The sequence below is a fragment of the Nocardioides pakistanensis genome (genome assembly GCF_054781215.1).
In genome coordinates, this window is record NZ_BAAGUV010000017.1 from 1 (window position 1) to 17884 (window position 17884).

At 73.2% G+C, this 17884-nt stretch carries 19 protein-coding genes; 2 read left to right on the forward strand and 17 right to left on the reverse strand.

Translation table 11 applies throughout. The features are described 5' to 3' along the window. Positions 1 to 127: 127 nt before the first annotated feature. The 13 genes from ACYVIH_RS07470 to ACYVIH_RS07530 form a co-directional block, all read right to left on the reverse strand. Positions 128 to 559, reverse strand: coding sequence for a hypothetical protein (locus ACYVIH_RS07470; RefSeq protein ID WP_460867744.1), 432 nt, complete (start codon positions 557 to 559; stop codon positions 128 to 130). Beyond that, a complete protein-coding gene (locus ACYVIH_RS07475; RefSeq protein ID WP_460867746.1) occupies positions 556 to 1029 on the reverse strand; it encodes a hypothetical protein in 474 nt (157 codons plus the stop codon). Before ACYVIH_RS07475 ends, ACYVIH_RS07470 begins: the two co-directional genes overlap by 4 nt. A gap of 95 nt (positions 1030 to 1124) precedes the next feature. Next, positions 1125 to 1367 carry a hypothetical protein gene (locus ACYVIH_RS07480; protein ID WP_460867748.1) on the reverse strand — a complete coding sequence of 81 codons (243 nt, stop codon included), beginning with the start codon at positions 1365 to 1367 and terminating at the stop codon, positions 1125 to 1127. A gap of 282 nt (positions 1368 to 1649) precedes the next feature. After that, a complete protein-coding gene (locus ACYVIH_RS07485) occupies positions 1650 to 5471 on the reverse strand; it encodes an nSTAND1 domain-containing NTPase (protein ID WP_460867750.1) in 3822 nt (1273 codons plus the stop codon). 40 nt (positions 5472 to 5511) lie between these two features. After that, on the reverse strand, positions 5512 to 6669 hold the full coding sequence (locus ACYVIH_RS07490) for an AI-2E family transporter (RefSeq protein WP_460867752.1): 1158 nt from the start codon (positions 6667 to 6669) through the stop codon (positions 5512 to 5514). Continuing rightward, a complete protein-coding gene (locus ACYVIH_RS07495) occupies positions 6666 to 6866 on the reverse strand; it encodes a hypothetical protein (RefSeq protein WP_460867754.1) in 201 nt (66 codons plus the stop codon). Before ACYVIH_RS07495 ends, ACYVIH_RS07490 begins: the two co-directional genes overlap by 4 nt. Further along, positions 6866 to 7837, reverse strand: a complete 972-nt coding sequence (locus ACYVIH_RS07500; protein ID WP_460867756.1) for a zinc-dependent alcohol dehydrogenase — start codon at positions 7835 to 7837, stop codon at positions 6866 to 6868. The genes ACYVIH_RS07495 and ACYVIH_RS07500 overlap by 1 nt, the downstream gene beginning before the upstream one ends. Beyond that, positions 7834 to 8763: an SRPBCC family protein gene (locus tag ACYVIH_RS07505; RefSeq protein WP_460867758.1), complete on the reverse strand. Its 930-nt coding sequence runs from the start codon at positions 8761 to 8763 to the stop codon at positions 7834 to 7836. The genes ACYVIH_RS07500 and ACYVIH_RS07505 overlap by 4 nt, the downstream gene beginning before the upstream one ends. A 23-nt stretch (positions 8764 to 8786) precedes the next feature. Next, a complete protein-coding gene (locus ACYVIH_RS07510; RefSeq protein ID WP_460867760.1) occupies positions 8787 to 9122 on the reverse strand; it encodes a hypothetical protein in 336 nt (111 codons plus the stop codon). Between the two features lie 41 nt (positions 9123 to 9163). After that, complete coding sequence (locus ACYVIH_RS07515; RefSeq protein ID WP_460867762.1) at positions 9164 to 9463, reverse strand: hypothetical protein; 300 nt, start codon at positions 9461 to 9463, stop codon at positions 9164 to 9166. A gap of 36 nt (positions 9464 to 9499) precedes the next feature. Then, the gene (locus tag ACYVIH_RS07520) at positions 9500 to 11095 is read right to left on the reverse strand and encodes a RecQ family ATP-dependent DNA helicase (RefSeq protein WP_460867764.1); all 1596 of its coding nucleotides are present in this window, start codon (positions 11093 to 11095) and stop codon (positions 9500 to 9502) included. Positions 11096 to 11136: 41 nt separating this feature from the next. Further along, positions 11137 to 11943: an MBL fold metallo-hydrolase gene (locus tag ACYVIH_RS07525; RefSeq protein ID WP_460867766.1), complete on the reverse strand. Its 807-nt coding sequence runs from the start codon at positions 11941 to 11943 to the stop codon at positions 11137 to 11139. A gap of 4 nt (positions 11944 to 11947) precedes the next feature. Continuing rightward, positions 11948 to 12289, reverse strand: a complete 342-nt coding sequence (locus ACYVIH_RS07530) for a DUF3140 domain-containing protein (protein WP_460867769.1) — start codon at positions 12287 to 12289, stop codon at positions 11948 to 11950. Positions 12290 to 12461: 172 nt separating this feature from the next. On the opposite strand from ACYVIH_RS07530, the gene ACYVIH_RS07535 reads away from it, so the two are divergent. Further along, positions 12462 to 12740: an ANTAR domain-containing protein gene (locus ACYVIH_RS07535; RefSeq protein ID WP_460867771.1), complete on the forward strand. Its 279-nt coding sequence runs from the start codon at positions 12462 to 12464 to the stop codon at positions 12738 to 12740. Between the two features lie 63 nt (positions 12741 to 12803). Next, complete coding sequence (locus ACYVIH_RS07540) at positions 12804 to 14189, forward strand: aldehyde dehydrogenase family protein (protein WP_460867773.1); 1386 nt, start codon at positions 12804 to 12806, stop codon at positions 14187 to 14189. 15 nt (positions 14190 to 14204) lie between these two features. On the opposite strand, the gene ACYVIH_RS07545 is transcribed toward ACYVIH_RS07540, so the two are convergent. The 4 genes from ACYVIH_RS07545 to ACYVIH_RS07560 are packed head-to-tail and all read right to left on the reverse strand — an operon-like array spanning position 14205 to position 17880. Continuing rightward, positions 14205 to 15083 carry a glycosyltransferase family 2 protein gene (locus tag ACYVIH_RS07545; protein WP_460867775.1) on the reverse strand — a complete coding sequence of 293 codons (879 nt, stop codon included), beginning with the start codon at positions 15081 to 15083 and terminating at the stop codon, positions 14205 to 14207. Further along, positions 15080 to 15910 carry a sulfotransferase gene (locus ACYVIH_RS07550; protein WP_460867778.1) on the reverse strand — a complete coding sequence of 277 codons (831 nt, stop codon included), beginning with the start codon at positions 15908 to 15910 and terminating at the stop codon, positions 15080 to 15082. The genes ACYVIH_RS07545 and ACYVIH_RS07550 overlap by 4 nt, the downstream gene beginning before the upstream one ends. Continuing rightward, positions 15831 to 16892: an NAD-dependent epimerase/dehydratase family protein gene (locus tag ACYVIH_RS07555; protein ID WP_460867779.1), complete on the reverse strand. Its 1062-nt coding sequence runs from the start codon at positions 16890 to 16892 to the stop codon at positions 15831 to 15833. Before ACYVIH_RS07555 ends, ACYVIH_RS07550 begins: the two co-directional genes overlap by 80 nt. A gap of 10 nt (positions 16893 to 16902) precedes the next feature. Then, positions 16903 to 17880, reverse strand: a complete 978-nt coding sequence (locus ACYVIH_RS07560; RefSeq protein ID WP_460867781.1) for a glycosyltransferase — start codon at positions 17878 to 17880, stop codon at positions 16903 to 16905. Positions 17881 to 17884 lie beyond the last annotated feature (4 nt).

A 17884-nucleotide genomic window follows, 5' to 3' on the forward strand; every position in this document is an offset into this window, starting at 1 on the left:
TGACACGCGGGGCGAGCACCCGAAACCAGACGCCCTCACACCCCTACCTGCGAGATCGGGTCTGACGGGAAGCGTCTCGCCCCTGAGCCCCGCCGTACCCGCCTCTCGAGCGTGACCTTCGTCTGGCTCAAGGTTCCCGAGGCGTACTCCAGTAGGCGGCCATCGCTGCGGTCGCCTGCTGAAGGGTCATCCGCGCGACCTCGTCCTCGCTGATACCCGCTTGATGGATGAGCTGGTACACGAGCTGAGCGGGCAACGCATTCTGCGGCACTTGGTCGTCGTGGACGCCACGGTCGGGGCGAACGCCCTCCGTGACGCAAGCCCAGAACTCTTCCTCGGTGACTTCGAGCTGGTCACGGAGGATCCGCCTCCACAAGGTGGGCCCGTAGGTTTCCTTCTTCAGCGGTCTCGAGATGCGCGTGCGGAGGATGCGGCCATCTCCGAGTGCAAGCTCCCACGTGACGTGGTGGCGCACTTCGCGGCCCCTGGCGTCGCGGACCTTCTCCCACTTGTCGTTGATGCAGAACTGGTTGTGGTCGACCCGAGTGCCCGCGTTCACGCTCGAAGCAACCGCTGCGAGCGCATGTCCTGCTCGTCCTGTGTGGTGGCTGCGGCGGGAGCGCCGCCGAGCAACCAGTCGCGCAGCTCGTCGTCGTCGGAGAGCTCGATCAGCTCGACGACTGCATGGTTCTGGGCGTGGTTCGGCGCCAGGCGCAACCGGTCGTTCCAGTCCTGTGCGTACTCACGCAGCGCGTCGACGGCGTCCTCGATCGCCTCGTCGAACGTCTCCCCGTCACCGTGGACCGGCAGGCCGGGGAGCACGACCACCCAGCCACCGCCCTCAGCGACGACCGCGGCACGAGACGGGCGCAACGTAGTCAGGTCGCGACGCTGCTGCTCCGCCGATACGACCAGGAAGCGCTCGTCGTCGCGGTCGATGGTCGTCACGACGCCGCTGCTGGCAGCATCGAGCACGGCGCGCAACTGCTGGCGGGCCTGGGTGTAGGAACTGAAGTGGCGCGAGGTCATGCCGGGACTCCTTCGGGCACCCTTCATGGTGCCTCGGCCCATTCAGTACGTCAAGTACCTGACGTACCTAACCCGCCGACAAGGCGTCGTACCGGTCACTCGCCGGTGGACTGCTCCACCGAGGTGCCCGTCGGCGGCGGGGGCGGCCAGTTGGACTGCTCCCAGCCGACCCAGCCCACGACCACGAGAGCGGCGGCCACCACGGCGGCCACGGTCGCCCGCCGGAACGGCCGCGGGTTGTGCGGCGGGCGCCCCAGCTGTGCTGCCGCGCCCGGGTGCCGGCCGCGGCGCTGTGCCGGCACGCTCGTGAGCCGGTCCTGTCTGCGTACGTCGTTCATCGTCCCCACCCCCTGAAACCGGTCGCGGAGACAGCGACCGGCCGAACCCCCATGATGCCCGGCTCCGGGAGGATGGGCAGCCTTTTCGGTGTTCCCGAGCACCCCCGTTGCGCTGGCTCGTGAACACCGGCGCCGCTCCTCCCGGAGCTCCCCGGCGTTGCGCCCCGAGTCCCCCTCGGGCGCAGGACCACTATCCGGGTTCCGGCGCGGCCCGTGGAGCGCGGACGGGCTTTCCGTACAACTCCGTACGGCCGTACGCCTCGGACAGCCGCCGTACGGCGCTCAGCCGCAGTAGTCGAACGGCTCCAGGCCCTCGACGTAGCGGGCCCACTCGGCCTCACTGATCCGGGTGCCGGTGGTCGCGCACACCTGCTCGAGTGCCCCGTCCGGCGAGGTGCTCCAGGACGTGACCGCCCCGCCGGCACCGCCGGCCAGCACCTTCGAGCCGTCGGGGGTGAAGGTCACCACGTAGGCGTCCGCACCCAGCCCGGCGAGGCTGGCCAGCCGGTCCGGCCGAGCCGGGTCAGCGAGATCCCACAGCCAGAGGGTGCCGTCGGTGCTGGCTCCGGCGAGCACGTCGCCGGCCGGGTGCCAGGCCACCGAGTAGACCGTCTCGGTCGGGCCGAGGAGCGGCCCGCCGACCGGCTCGATCGAGGTGGGGTCCGAGACGTCCCAGACCCGTACGGCGGCCTCGCTGCTGCCCGACGCGAGCAACTGGCCGTCGGGACTGAACGCGACCCCGTTGGCGTAGTTCTCGAACCCGCTCAGCGGCTCGAGCTCCTCCGCCACGGCCCCGGTTTCGTCGAGCCGCCACAGGTGCACGAGGTTGTCCGCGGCCCCGACCGCGAGCAGCGAGGCATCGGGGTCGAGCGCCATCCCCAACGGCACGGTGCCGACGTTGACGCGGGCGACCTCAGCGCCCTCGCCATCACCCGCGAGCAGCGCGGCGACGTCCCACACCACCACGGCGCCGTCGTCGCCGGCCGCGGCGAGCAGCCGGCCGCCGTCACCGAAGGCCACCACCTCGATCAGCTGGGTCGAGCAGGCGAGCACCACGACCTGCTCGAAGCGGTCCCCGGCGTCGCGCCAGAGCACCACGTTGCCGGTGGCGGTGCCTCCGGCAACCAGCTCGCCGTCCGGGGAGATCGCGGCGGACCCGTCGAGCGCGCCCGCTGTGGCCGGAGCGCGCAGCGCCGCTCCTTCGGCGTGCTCGCCGGTCGCTGCCAGGTCGTACACATGGACCGCGCCGTCCGCGGTGCCGGGCCCGGCCACCAGCCGGGACCCGGCCTCGTCGTACCCGAGCGACCACACGTTGTCGCTCGGCTCGTGCACGCCGGGCCGCTGCAGCGACCAGAGCCGTGCGGTGCCGTCGAGGGACCCGGTCAGCAGGCTGCGGTCGCCGTCGAGGAACGCGACGCTGGTGACGTTCGCCGGCACCGGCACCCGGTCCATCTCTGCGCCGCCGGCCAGCTCCCACACGCGGGCGGAGCCGTCCGCGCCGCCGGCGGCGACCCGTGCCCCGTCGGCGGAGAACGCGACGCTGTGCACGAAGCTGTCGAGCCGGGTCTGCGGGCCGGCAAGCGGTCGCGGGCTCGCGGGCGTCGAGACGTCCCAGAGCCGGACCTGCTTGTCCTTCGCCCCGGCCGCGAGCGTCCGGCCGTCGGGGCTGAACGCCAGGCTCAGCACCGAGGTGGTGCCCTCGCCGACCCGGGTCTCGTGGAGCAGCCGGGGCGTGCCGTCGGCGGTGCTGCGCCACAGGGCGACCTGGCCGTCGTTGGTCGCCGTCGCCAGCACCCCTCCGGGCGCGAACGCCACCGCCTGCACCGACGTCTCGAAGTCGCGCAGCACCGGCAGCGGCCGCACGGTCTCCCCGTCGATGCGCCACCGGTGCAGCGCCGGGTCGCTGGTAGCGGCCGCGAGCGTGCGACCGTCGAGGCTGAACGCCAGGGACTGTACGGCGGTCTCCGGCTCGTCGAGCGTCGCGATCAGGACCGGCGTCGTGGGGTCGCTGATGTCGAACACCGCGACCGCACCGGAGATCCCGCCGACCACGAGCAGCCGCTCGTCGGGGCTGATCGCACCGGCGAACAGCAGGCCGCCCGCGGGGTCGGCGGTGACCTCGGCGACCTGCGAGTAGGAGCCGTCCCCGCCGCGCTGCCACAGCCGCACGTGCCCGTCGGCGCCGGCGAGCGCGAGCAGGGAGCCGTCGCGGGTCGCGGAGGCGCGCATGCTGCCGTCGGGGCCGACGAACCGGGTCGCGTCGCGGGTGGAGGTGGTGTCCAGCAGGCTGGAGCGGGCCTTGTCGGTGGCGGCGATCTCGTAGGCGACCACCGCGAGCTGCTTGGCGACGATCGGGTCGGTGTCCACGAGCCGGTCGGCCTCGATCGCGACCTGCCGGGAGAGTGCCTCGTCGCGGGCTTGAGCGGCTGCGGCGCGCTGGTCGCGGGCCTGGCTCCGGGAGTCCAGCGCCAGGATCGCCAGGCCGGCGGCGACCAGCGCCATCACGCTCGCCGCCGCGAGGAGCTGGGCGAGCCGGCGGCTGCGGCGCTGCTCCCGGCGCAGCTCCTCGCCCTCGCGGGAGCGGCTCAGCTCGACGTACTCCCGCTCCGCGGGCGTGAGGAGCCCGCCGCCGCGCTGCTGGTCGAGGGTGAGCAGCTCCAAGGCGGCGGCGAGCGGCGCGCCGCGCAGCAGCGAGGAGTCGTCGCGGCCGTGCTCGGCCCACAGGGCGGCCGCGCTGGACACGCGGCGGCGCACCCGGATCGCCTCGCGGTCCTCGTCGACCCACTGCCACAGCCGCGGCCAGGCCTCCAGCAACGCCTCGTGGCTGACCTCGACGGTGGTGTCCGTGGCGGTCAGCAGCCGCGCGGAGATGAACCGTTCGAGCACCTCCTCCACCTCGTGGTCGCGCGCGAGGTGGCCGAGCTCGTCGTGGCCAACGCGGCGCCGGGTCAGCACGCCCTCCTCGTCAAGGTTGACCAGCAGGCCGAAGAGGTTGCGCGCCAGGTCGCGGCCCTGGTCGTCGAGCCCCTCGTAGGCCTGCTCGGCCGTGGCCTGCACCGCTCCGGCGATCCCCCCGGTCTGCAGGTAGTCCGCGAGCGTCAGCCGGCTGCCCTCCCGGCGCTCCCAGGCCACCATCAGCGCATGTGACAGCATCGGCAGCGCGCCGGGATGGTGGGCTGCGGTGGCCTGGCCGCGCGGGGCGAGGTCGCGCAGCAGGCGCTCGACCAGCTCGTCGTCGACGCTCACCCCCACCGAGCGGGCCGGCTCGACGATCGCCTGCCGCAGCTCCGCCTCGGACATCGGCCCGAGCACGACCTGGGCGTGCTGCAGGGCCTGCAGCAGCACCGGCTCGCGGAGCAGCTGGCCGTAGAAGTCCGCCCGGACCCCGAGGACCGCCGCCCGGCGCCGCGAGCCGTTCCAGGCGGTCAGGCCCGCGAGGCGGTCGAGGAAGGTGGCCCGCTCGGCGGCGTCGGCGGCGAACAGCTCCTCGAGCTGGTCGATGACGAGCACCTCGCCGTCAGCGACCCCGTCCAGCGCGGCCACCGGGTCGCGGCCGGGCACCAGTGCCGCGACGGCGATGCCGTTCTCGCGCAGCCGCGGGATCAGCCCGCTCCGGAGGAGGGAGGACTTCCCGGACCCGGAGGCACCGATCAGCGCGACCATCCCGGGCCGCGCGGGGTCGGCGAGCGCGGTCCGGACAGCCTGCTCGAGGTCGGCGACGTAGTGCTCCCGGCCGTAGAACCGGTCGGCCTGCTCCTCGGTGAAGCTGACCAGGCCGGGGTAGGGGTTCGGCGTCCGCTCGGCCGGACGAGCCCGCAGCCGGCGTACCGCCTCGAACCAGCGGTCCACCTCGGTCGGGTCGTCCACGCCGAGGGCGCCGAGGACGTCCTCGAGCGCCGAGCGCTGGCTGACCGAGGGCAGGTGCCGGCCCGCGAAGTAGCCGCCGAGCGTCGCCGACGGGATGCCGGTCATCGACGACAGCCTGCGGATCGACAGACCGGACCGGTGCCGCAGCGCGGTCAACGCCTCGGCGAACTCCTGCGGTGTCGCGAACGACCCGGGATCGGGCGCAGCCGCCCCGGCGTCCCCCGTGTCTTCCCCCATGCGCACAGCCTAATATCGCGAGGCGACAACCAGCAGCGGATCAGCGCCCCGATCCGGCGGGATCGACCGGCTCGCGCGCCCGGGCCTCCCGGAAGGTCTTCACCACCACCCACGCCACCGCCGCGAACGGCACCGCGAGGATCGCGCCGACGACTCCGGCGACGATGGTGCCGGCGGTCAACGCCAGCAGGATCGCCAGCGGGTGCAGCGCCAGGGCCTGGCCCATCACGACCGGGTAGAGCAGGTCGCCCTCGAGCTGGTTCACCGCGACCACGATGCCGACCACGATCAGGGCCGTCACCGGCCCGTTGGAGACCAGCGCCACCAGCGCAGCGAGGGCGCCGGCCAGCGTCGCGCCGACCAGCGGGATGAACGCGCCGAGGAACACCGCGACGGCCAGCGGAAGCGCCAGCGGCACACCGACGACGACCAGGCCGATCCCGATCACGAGCGCGTCCACGGTCGCGACCACCGCCGTGCCCCGGACGTAGCCGCCGAGCACGCCGGAGGCGCGCGTCGCGGCGGTGTGCCAACGGTCGCGCTGCCGGGCCGGGAGCTGGTCGGCGATGAAGCCCCAGATCCGGCGACCGTCGCGGAGCAGGAAGAACAGCAGCACGATGCCGAGGAACAGCCCGGTCAGGAACTCCAGCACCGCCGTCGCTCCGGTGATCGCGCCCTGCTGCACCTGGGCCCCGGACAGGAACTCGCGAGCCCGCTCCTGCAGGCCGCTCAGGTCGCCGGGGTCGATCGGCAGCGGCCCGTCGACCAGGTAGTCGCGCAGCTGCTCCAGGCCCTCGACCGCCGACCGGCGCAGGTCCTGCCACTGGCTGGCCACCGCGGCCCCGATCCACCAGCCGAGCCCGCCGAGCAGCGCGAGGCCGGCCAGCATCGTGCCGATCACGGCGAGCGAGCGCGGGACGAACCGGCGTCGGTCCAGCCAGTCGACCAGCGGGTTGGCGGCCGCCGCGATCAGCGTGGCGATCAGCAGCGGGATCACCAGCAGCCGCAGCCGGATCGCCACGTCGGTGACCACCCAGGCCACGGCGAGCACCAGCAGGATCTGGGCGCTGCGCATGCCGGCGCGGCCCAGCGGGTCCTGCCAGACCCTGGCGATCGGGCCGGGCACCGCCGGCGGGGCCACCACCGTCGGCGCTGGCCTGGCGGGCTCGGCCGCGGCCTCCCGGGAACGGCGCCTCACGGCTTGAGGACCACCTTGGTGCAGGAGTCCTGCTTGTGCTTGAACAGGTCGTAGCCCTCAGGCGCGTCCTCGAGCGACATCCGGTGGCTGATGATGTACGTCGGGTCGATCTCGCCGTTGCGGATCCGCTCCAGCAGCGGGCGCATGTAGCGGTGCACGTGGCACTGCCCGGTCTTGATCGTCAGCGACCGGTTCATCACCGAGCGATCGGGAACTTGTCCATCATCCCGCCGTAGACGCCCATGATCGACACCGTGCCACCGTTGGCGACCGAGAGGATCGCCTCGCGCAGCGCGTGCGGACGTTCGGTCTCCACCTTGGCGACCTGCTTGGCCTTCTCGTACACGTGGAGCGGGGTGACGTCGGTGTGCGCCTCCATGCCGACCGCGTCGATCACGTGGTCGGGTCCGCGGCCGGCGGTGAGCTCGCGGAGCTCCCGCAGCACCGAGACCTCCTCGTAGTTCAGCGGGTGCGCGCCGCCCTTGTCCTCGGCCATGGCGAGCCGCTCGGGGACGCGGTCGATCGCGATCACCTTCTCCGCGCCGAGGAGGTAGGCGCTCGCGACCGCGAACTGGCCGACCGGGCCGGCGCCCCACACCGCGACCGTGTCACCTGGCTGGATGTCGCACAGGTCGGCGCCCATGTAGCCGGTGGGCAGGATGTCGGTGAGGAACAGCACCTGCTCGTCGGTGAGGTCGTCCTCGATCTTCATCGGCCCGACGTCGGCGAACGGCACCCGGACGTACTCCGCCTGCCCGCCCTGGTAGCCGCCGAGCATGTGCGAGTAGCCGAAGATGCCCGACGGGGAGTGGCCGAGCAGCTTCTCGGCCTGGCCGGCGTTGGGGTTGGAGTTCTCGCACAGCGAGGTCAGCCCCCGCTTGCAGGGCCGGCAGGCGCCGCAGGCGATCGGGAACGGCACGACCACCCGGTCGCCTACCCGGAGGTTCTTCACGTCCGCGCCGAGCTCGACCACCTCGCCCATGAACTCGTGGCCCAGCACGTCGCCGGGCACCACGCTGGGGATGTAGCCGTCGACCAGGTGCAGGTCGGAGCCGCAGATCGCGGTCGAGGTGACCTTGATGATCGCGTCCCGGCTGCTGAGGATCTGCGGGTCCGGCACGGTCTGCACGCCGACCTTGGTCGGCGCTTCCCACACGACTGCTCTCATCGGTGGGTCCTCGCCTTCTCGTGCGTGGCCGGCTTGGCCGGTCCCTGCACCATCTGGTGCCGTGCGTCGGTGCCGTGCGGCAGCGCGTCGGTGCGTACGACGTCGCCGGTCTCGAGCACCTGCTTGAACCGGCGCAGGTCGTCGCGCACCTGCTGTTCGGGCTCCTCGCCGAGCAGCTTCGCGGCCGCCCGTCCGAGCCGGCCGCCGGGCACGTCGTAGTGGAGCACCACGCGCACCTCGGTGCCCCGGTCGCCCGGCGCCTCCGCGAAGTGGACGGTGCCGGAGTTGGCCAGGCCCTTGGTCGACTTCCACGAGATCCGCCGGCCCGGTTCGTCGCCGGTGACCTCGGCCTCCCAGGTCACCTTGCGCTTGACCGGCGCGTTGGCCTCCCAGCGGTACCTGCCGTCGCCGAGGTCGGTGACCGAGCGCAGGTGCAGCATGAAGTCGGGCAGGTTCTCGAAGTCACGCCAGAACCCGTACACCTCCTGCGGGCTGCGGGCGATCGTGGTGGAGGCGTGCAGCTCCAGCGGTCCGGGCCGGCCGGCGCCGTGCTGGGCACGAGCGGTGCGCACGGCGGCGTAGAGGTCGACCGCGGTGATCCCCGCGACGGCGGCCGTGGCGAGCGTCGTAAGCGTCCTGCGCTCGCCGCTGCGCGCGGCCAGCGCGTTCCCGAGGACCGCGAGGTCCATCGCGTCGCCCGCCACCCGGGTCCACACCGAGCGCTGCGGACCGACCAGCAGCATCGCGGCGTGCACCATCTCGCGCGCGCCGACGGCCTTGATCATGGCGGGCGCGACCGGGCTGTCGTCGACACCGGCGAACCGGGCGACGTCGTCGGTGCGCCACAGCATCGGCACGCCGAGCCCGGCGCTCGCGGCGCCCAGGGCCCGGACCAGACGGCCGGTGGTTCTCCCGGGGTTCTGCATCTGTGCTCCCTCCCTCTCGGCGGTCAGCGGCGCGGCTGGGCGGGGTTGGTGGGCACGCCCTGCGACGGCGGGTTCTGGGGGTCGCCCTCGGTCTGCGGGGAGACCTTCGATCCGCCGGCCGGGCCGGCAGCCGCCTCGGGTGCCACGGCCTGGGGGTTGCCGCCGGAGGGTTCGGCCTCCCCGGTGTCCAGCGCGACCAGGCGCCGCTCGAGCAGCTGCACCACCTGGATCCGGTCGGCGTGCGCCCGTTCGTGGTCCAGCAGCGTGCGGACGTCGGCCTCGCCGAGCGTGCGGATCCGGGACTCGATCGAGCCGGTGGGCAGGTTGTCGTAGTCGGGCAGCGGAAGCTGGTCGGCCATCGCTCCTCCTCGGGGGGTTGGGTGGGTGCGGTCGATCTCGGTCAGGGGCGCGGGTTGGTCCGCGTCCACGGTTTCGTGTCCCGGCGCTGTCCCATCGCGGCTGCACAGCGCGGGCAGACGTCGGTCACCTCGTCGGCGTCGCGCCCGGTCGCGGGTTGCACGTCGAGCCAGTCCACGTGCGAGAACCGCTCCAGCCGCGACCGCTTCGTCGAGAGCCCGCACAGGGTCTGGTTCGTGCCGGACAGCCAGGCGTGCACCTCACCGGCGGGCATCCGGAACCCGTCCGGGTCGGTCCAGGACCCGGTGGCGGCGACGTTCGCGCGGGCGACTCTCGCGGGCATGGTGAGCCGTACCCGACCCGGGAGGGGCCATGCCGGTCAGGCCCCCTCGAGCAGCTCCTGCTCCTCGACCAGCGCCAGGGACAGCGTGCGGTAGCCGACGTCGTCGAACAGGACGGTGATCCGGTCCTCCTCGATGTCGGTGACCGTGCCCTCGCCGAACTCGGCGTGCCGGACGTGGGACTGCAGCGGGAACGGGCTCCGGCTCTCGTCGGCCGGCTGTTCCGCGACCCCGGCACGGCAGTTGTCGCAGATGCCGCACAAGCCGTCGGCCGGCTCGCCGAAGTAGGCCAGCAGGAACTCCGCGCGGCACCGGTCGGACTCGGCGTAGCCGCGCATCATCTCCACCCGCGAGTGCTCCAGCTTGCGCTGCGCCTCGGCGCGCTCGACCACCGCGTCCACGACCTTCTGCCCCGCACCGGTGGGGCCGCCGGTCTCGGCGACGAGCTGGGCGAGGTTGAGGATCCGGCCGGCCTTGCGTGGCCCGAAACCGGTCGCCTCGCGGACCGTGTCCGGGTCCTTCGCGTGCGCGGCCAGTACGGCGGCCACGTCCTTGCGCTTGGGGACGCCGCCGGCGAAGAACCTACCCAGCGACAGGTCCTCGGCGCGGTACACCAGCGTCGCCGTCGCCGGGTCGCCGTCACGCCCCGCGCGACCGACCTCCTGGTAGTAGGTGTCCGGCGACTCGGGCACGTCGGCGTGGACGACGTACCGGACGTCGGGCTTGTCGATGCCCATCCCGAACGCCGACGTCGCCACAATCGTGTCCACCTCGTCGGCCATGAACGCCTCGTGCGCGGCGTCACGCCGCTTCTGGCTCAGCCCGGCGTGGTAGACCGCCGTGCGACGCCCGGCGAGCTCGAGGATGCCGGCGTACTCCTCGGCGCCCTTGCGGGTGCGGCAGTAGACGATCCCGGCGCCGCCGTCCTGAGCGCCCTCGGTGACCGCGTCGAGCACCGCCTGGCGCTGCTCGTCCTCGCCGGCACAGCGGGTGACCCGCAGGGCGATGTTGTCGCGGGCGAAGCCGGTGACGACCACGCGGTGGTCACGCAGGGCGAGCCGGTCGACGATGTCGTTGCGCACCGGCAGCGCAGCCGTCGCGGTCATCGCGATCACCCGTGGCCGACCGATGTCGTCGATCAGCTCGCCGAGCCGGAAGTAGTCAGGCCGGAAGTCGTGCCCCCACGCGGACACGCAGTGCGCCTCGTCCACGGCCACCAGGCTGGGGCCGAGCTCGCGGACCCGCTCCCGGACGTCGTCGGCGGCGAGCTGCTCGGGTGACATGAAGACGAACTCGACCTCACCGGTCCGGGCCCGCTCCAGGGCCTCCTCGCGCTGCTTGTCGGTCTCCGCGGAGCTCACCCGCGCCGCGCGCAGCTGCGGGCCACCCTCCTCGAGGCTGTCGATCTGGTCTGCCTGCAGCGCGAGCAGCGGCGAGACCACCACCGTGCAGCCCTCGAGCAGCACTCCGGCGACCTGGTAGGTCAGTGACTTGCCGGAGCCGGTCGGCGAGACCAGCAGCACGTCGCGGCCGTCGAGCAGCGCCCCGATGGTCTCCTCCTGCCCGGGAAGCAGGGTTTCGTGACCGAAGTGCTCGCGGGCCGCGTCACGCGCCCGGCGTCCGTTGTGGGGCATGGCTCGGGATGCCCCGAGCGCCGAGGGTCATGCCTGTGACGTCACTCCCCCGGCTCGGCCTCCCCCAGCGCGACCGTCTCCCCACGGCGTACCTCGGTGAGCAGGTGGCCGAGCCCGGCCAGCCCGGCCTGACGCGTGAACGCCGACAGCGGCGAGGCGAAGACGCCGTAGTCGTCGTAGTGCACCGGCACCGCCTGACGCGGGCCGACGCGGCGCAGGAAGTCGACACCCTGGTCGGCGTCCATCGTGACGGTGTGGAACAGCACCCGCGTGCCGCCGAGGTGCACCACGGCGACGTCGATGTCGGGGTGGCGCCGGGCGATCTCGCTGATGTGCTCACCGGTGAGGGTGTCGCCGCTGAGGTACACCCGCCGGTTGACCTCGCCGCCGACCCGGTGCTCGAGCATGGAGCCCATCACCGGCGGCAGCAGCGCCCCCATCACCCCGCGGGCGTGGATGCCCGGCAGGGCCTCGACGGTGAGCGTCTCCTCGCCCTTGGTGAGGGTCTCGGTGTGCCACGTGTCCAGGCCGCGCGTCTCGAAGCCCCACCGGCTCAGCCGCTTCGCCGCGGGCGGGGTGGTGATCACCGGCTGCTTCCGCGCCAGCCCGCGGCGGGCGACCCGGTCGAAGTGGTCGCCGTGCAGGTGCGAGAGCACCACGGCGTCCAGCGGCGGCAGGTCGGCGGGCTGCATCGACGGCTGCGTGAGCCGCTTCGACCACAGCCCCTTGCCGAGGTAGGCGCGCTGACCTCGATGCAGGAAGTTGGGGTCGGTGAGCACCGTGAACGACCCCAGCCGGATCAGCGTGGTCGCCGTACCGACGAAGGTGAGCGTGTCGGCGGAGGCCACGCGGCTACTCCGCGGGCTTGAGCGGGTCGTGCCCCAGCGTCATCAGCTTGTGCCGCCAGGCGGCCTGGCCGGCGGTGGGCTCGAGGTCGTCGCGGCGCTCCTCGAGGACCTTGCGGACCACCTTCTCCATCACCGCGGCGTCCTTGTCGGTCAGGTCGGTGCGGCGCTTGCCGAGGATCTGCACGACGTGCTGGCCGGTCTCGGTGCCGGCCTGGTCGGGCAGCGACTCGGCGTTCTCGTCCGCGCTGCGGACCATCAGCCAGTCGGTGAGCTCGCGCGAGGTCATGTTGACCACGCGGTGGAACTCCTCCCACAGCTCGTCGCTGACGGTGTCGTGGTTGGCCACTGTCTGCTCCTCTCCTGCGGGTGCCCGGCTCGCGCCGGCTTCTGTGTCGGCGTACCCACCGGGTGGGGCGGCATGCGGGGTCTCGACGGGGTGACCCGGGCGGGGTACCGTCACCAGAGGTTGTGCGCTTGAGAAGCAGGCGACCCACAACTTGCTTCGAGCAAGGACAGACATGACGGGGACCATCGACGAGCCGGTACGGCCAGGCCACCGCACCGACATCGCGGCTCTGCTGGATCAGGCCAAGGGCGTCCTGATCTTCAGGTACTCCATCGACGCCGACGCGGCATCGAGCCTGTTGGCGCTGTGGGCGGCGGAGTACGGCGTCAGCCCCGAGGCGGTCGCACGGACCGTCGTGCACGAGATCTGTCAGGGCAGGCGCGGCCAGGCCTCCGACCGTGGGCTGGCGCGCTGGCTGGAGGACCGCCTGCGGCACGAGATGCCCACCTAGGGGTTGTGGGAGCAGTCGTCGCGGGTACGGGCACAGCACAGTCCCGACCACGAAGGAGGCGACGTGCCCGACACGACCATCCAGATCCACGATCCCGCCGACGGCTCGCTGTTCGGCGAGGTCGCCATCGCGTCCCCGGCGGAGGTGGAGGCTGCGGTCGGATCGGCGGTCAAGGCGTCCGGCGAATGGGCGCGGACCGCTCCGGCGGAGCGCGCTGCCGCGGTGCACGCGATCGCCGACCGGGTGGCCGCGCGCGCCGACGACCTCGCCCTGCTCACCACGCGTGAGATGGGCAAGCCGATCGACGACGCGCGCGGTGGCGTGGATGCCGGGGTCGGCACGCTGCGGCAGTACGCCGAGCTCGGGCCGGTCCACCGGGGACGTTCGCTGCAGGGATCCTGGGACGCCACCGACCTGATGGTGCCCGGGCCACGCGGCGTGGTCGCGGCGATCACCCCCTGGAACGACCCGGTCGCCGTGCCGTGCGGGCTGATCGGCGCGGCGCTGGTGACCGGCAACACCGTGGTGTTCAAGCCGTCCGAGCGGACGCCGCACACCGGCATCGAGCTGGCCCGGCTGATGCAGGCCGAGCTGCCCGCGGGGGTGCTCGACGTGGTCAGCGGGGACGGTACGACGGGCGCGGCGCTCGCCTCGTCCTCGGAGGTCGACCTGATCGCGCACGTCGGCTCGACCGCGACCGGGCGGGCGATCGCCGAGGCCGCGGTGCGCACCGGCGCGAAGGTGCTGCTGGAGAACGGCGGCAACGACCCGATGATCGTCGACGCCGGCGTCGACCCGGAGTGGGCCGCGGAGCAGGCCGCGATGGGAGCCTTCGCCAACGCCGGCCAGATCTGCGTGTCCGTGGAGCGGCTGCTCGTCGTGGAGTCGATCGCCGAGGACTTCCTGGCCGCACTCGTCCGGCGCGCCGAGGCCCTGGTGACCGGTCCGGGCACCGACCCCTCGACCCAGCTCGGCCCGCTCGTCGACGACCGGATGCGCGACGCCGTGCACGAGCAGGTGGCCGAGGCGGTGGCCGCCGGCGCCACGGTGCTCACCGGTGGCGAGATCCCGGAGGGACCCGGGAGCTTCTACCCCGCCACGGTGCTGTCCGGCTGCACGCCGGAGATGAGGATCATGCGCGAGGAGACGTTCGGCCCGGTGGCTCCGGTCTCCGTGGTGCCCGACTTCGACACCGCGCTCGAGGCGGCCTGCTCGGGACGCTACGGTCTGGCGGCCGTGGTGCTCACCCCGTCGATGGAGCACGCCCAGCGCGCCTGGCGCGAGCTGCCTGTCGGCACCGTGAAGGTGAACGCCGCGTTCGGTGGTGCACCCGGTGGCGCCGCGCACCCGCGGGGTGCCAGCGGCCAGGGCTTCGGCTACGGTCCGGAGCTGCTCGACGAGATGACCGCCACCAAGGTGGTCCACCTCGGCGTGCCGAAGCTGCGCTGAGTCCCGGGCTCCGGGTCAGCTCCGCACGCGCGTCCGCGGCGGCTGGTCCAGGAGCCGGCGGGCCGCCTCGACGTGCGAGGGCACCGCTCGGCGCCGGGCCAGTGCCCGGGGCAGCACCGGCACGGTCTCCGCGATCGCCATCCATCCCGCACGGCCTGCCCTGAGGTCCTCGGCGAGCGCGCGTGCCACGACCGGCCACGGGCGGCGCAGGATCGTGGTCAGAAGGCGGTTGCGGGCAGCCCGGGCCTTCCGCCTGGTCGAGTCCCGGGCCGGCGAGGGGTGGTGGTGGGCGACGACCGAGTCGACGTACGCCAGCCCCCAGCCGAGCGTCGCCAGGTCGAGGGCGAGCCGCTCCTCCTCACCCATGAAGAAGATGACGTCGTCGAAGCCGCCCCCGGCGAGGTAGGCGTCGCGCCGGACGACCGCGCCGCAGGCCAGGAAGCCGAGGATCGAGGGCCCCGGCAGGTCCTCCTCGACGCCGAGCGGCGACTCGGCCATCAGCGCGCAGATCGGGTCCTCGCGTTCCTGCTCCCCCACCAGCATCCGCCCGGCCAGCACGGCCAGCCGTGGATGCGCGTCGAACACCTCGGTTGCCTCGGCCAACGCGCCGGGGGCCCACCAGGAATCGTCGTCGGCGAAGGCGACGTACGGCGTCCGCGCCCGCTCGACCCCGATGTTGCGCGCCACCGAGCCGTGGTTGCGGTCGAGCGCGACGACGTCGACGTGCGGGAAGTGCTCGCGGACCAGGTCCGGCGTGCCGTCGGTGGAACCGTTGTCGACCAGGATCACCGGCGCCTCGTGCCGGGGCAGGGTCTGTTGCAGGTCCGGCCAGCGGTCCCGGGTCATCACCACGGCCGTGATCGTGTCGGTGGCCGGGTGCAGGCTCGGTGTCATGCGTTCCACTCCTCCAGGTCGTCGTCGAGCAGCTCGCGCAGGCGTCGCACGTCGTCGCCCACGCGCTGCGCCACGGCACGGCGCAGCGCGGGATCCACCTCCGGGCGACCGTCACCGACGTGATGCCGCTCCTCGTGACGGGGGTCGCGCCAGTCCGGGTCGACGCCGACGTGTTCGTAGACCCGCGCGATCTGCCGGTCACGGTCGGCGAGCAGCCGCTCCTGCACCACCACGTGCACCTGCCCGCGGTCGAAGTGCTCCAGGAACGGCGCGAGGCGTTCGGCGTAGCGGCTGCGGGCGAGGTACTGGCTGTCCGGGTCCAGGACGGCCTCGTCGAGCGGCCGGTGCTCGGCGCCGTCGCGCCGGTGGTGGGCCCACTGCGACACCGCGCGCTCGACCGGGTCGCGGACCAGGTAGACCAGCCGCGCCTCGGGGATCACGTTCGCCATCCGGTCCGGCACCTCCGGGAAGTCCGGTGAGGTGTACGCCGGCGACGACTCGCCCCGGACCGGCGTGTGCGGGTCGAACTGCGCGGCGTACCACTCCAGCCCGCGGTGCCACTGGCCGGACCTCCACCAGCTGTGGGGTCGTCGTGCGGGGGCTGCTCGGGCCCGTTGAAGAAGTTGAGCTCCTTGGTGGCGGTCATGCTGATGTCGGGGTGCGCGTCGAGGTAGGCGTGCAGCGCACTGGTGGCACACTTCATCGCCCCGATCACGACCACGTTGGGAAGCGGCAGGTCCCCCATCGTCACTGGGGGAGGTCGTCGGAGTACTTCTCGCCGACCCCGGTGGACACCTCGCGCGCCCGGTCCCGGACCGAGTCGCCACGCAGCGTGGGGGTCGGTCCTCCGGCGAAGTCGGCCATCCCGACCAGCACTTCGCGCAGCGCCTCCACCGACGTTGTCCGCGGCTGCCAGCCGAGCTCGTCGCGGATCCGCCTGGTGTCCAGCAGCGGCAGGCCCAGGACGAGGTCCAGCAGCGCCGGCTCGGGTGGGATGGCGTGCAGGTGCCACAGCGCCGCCATCGCGGTGCGTGCGGCCACCCCCGGCACCTCCACGGTCCGGGCGCCCATCAGCTCGCCCATCACGGTGCGGTCGATGACCGGCTCCGCGGCGACGTTGTAGGCGCCGCGCGCGCTGTCGGAGACCACCGCCAACCGGTAGGCCTCCGCGACGTCGGCGGCGTGCAGCGCCTGGAAGCGCAGCCCCTTCGGCCACGGCAGCACCGGCAGCCGCCCGGGCCGAAGCAGTGGGTTGGGGAGCAGCGGCCCGGCGAAGATCCGGCGCTGCGCGGTGGCCGCCTGGCGTTGGAAGATGAACGACGGCCGCAGCCGGACCACCCGGATGCCGGGATGCTCGGCCTCGAAGGCGTCGAGCCCCCGCTCGACGTACGCCTTCTCGCGTCCGTACCCCGCGGTGGGAAGACTGTGGGTCTCCCAGGACTCGTCGACCCGGTGGGGAGAGGGTGAGTAGGCCCCCACCGACGAGGCGTGGACGACCGCGGCGACCCCGGCAGCCGCGGCGGCGTCGAACAGCCGGGCGCTGCCCACGGCGTTGGACCGCCAGGTCACCTCCGGCCGGTGGGTGGGCTGGAAGATCCAGGCGAGGTGCACCAGGGCGTCGGCCCCTCGAAGGTGCGGGACCATGTCGTCGTGCGCCACGTCGGCCTGCACGAACCGCACCTTCGGTGGCGCGTGCTCGGGCAGCCGCCTGGCGACACCGACGATCTCGTCGACCTGGTCGTCGGCGCTCAGGGCGTCGAGGACGGCTGTCCCGACGTTCCCGGTCGCGCCGGTCACGACTACGCGCATGCCGCCCACCTCAGCGAGCCGTCGCGGGGACCATCGCGTGCAGCCGGGCGTCCCAGTCGGCGAGGAACCGGCCGAGCCCGTAGCGGGCCAGCGCGGCCTCGCGCGCGGCGGCGCCGACGGCCTGGGCCTCCGAGGGGTCGTGGATGAACCGCCACACCGCCTGCGCGAGCTCGTCGGGACGGGTGGTCACCACCCCCGCCTCCGGGGGTACGGCGGCCACGGCCTCGGTCGTCGCGAGCGCCACGACCGGCATGCCGAGGTGCATCGCCTCGAGCATCGACAGCCCCAGCGAGGTCCACCGGGAGGTGTGCACGTAGACCCGCCGCCGCGCCAGCTCCGTGTGCAGCCGGTGCTGCGGCAGGTCCTCGAAGGTCCACAGCCGGTCGCCGGGGATGTCGAGCACGTCGGCGAGCTGGTGCACGTTCATCCCGAACACGTCGAGCGCCGCGGTCTCCGACAGCCCCGGCAGCAGGTCGGTGCCGACCGCGCGCCAGCGTCGCACCGGGTCGTTGACGACGACCGCGGCGCGGGCCCAGTCGCCGGAGTAGCGGTGCCCCGGGTCGACGATGCCGTGCTCGACCACATCGGTCGGCGCGTCGCCGCAGTCCCAGAACAGCCGGTTGAAGTGGGTGACGTGCACGACCGGGATGTCGCTCTGGTCGGCCAGCGGATGCCGGGTGAACGGCACCTCGCCGCCGGGGGTGTTGTGCTCGACGTACACCGCCGGCACGTCGCGACCGGGTCGGCGCCCGGTCCAGCGCTCGGCGAGCTCGAGCTCGTGGGGCCGCTGGAGCAGCACCAGGTCGAAGTCGGTGTCGCGCAGCCGGTCGCTGGGCACCTCGACGACGCTCGCCGGCCAGTCCCAGGTCCGCGCCCGGCCGAGTCCGTCGGAGTCGCGCCCGGGGGTCGCCGGCAACAGGTACTCGTGCTCGCCCTGGACGAACGACGTCGTCCACGAGCCGTGCACGTGCCACATCAGGATCCGCATCCGC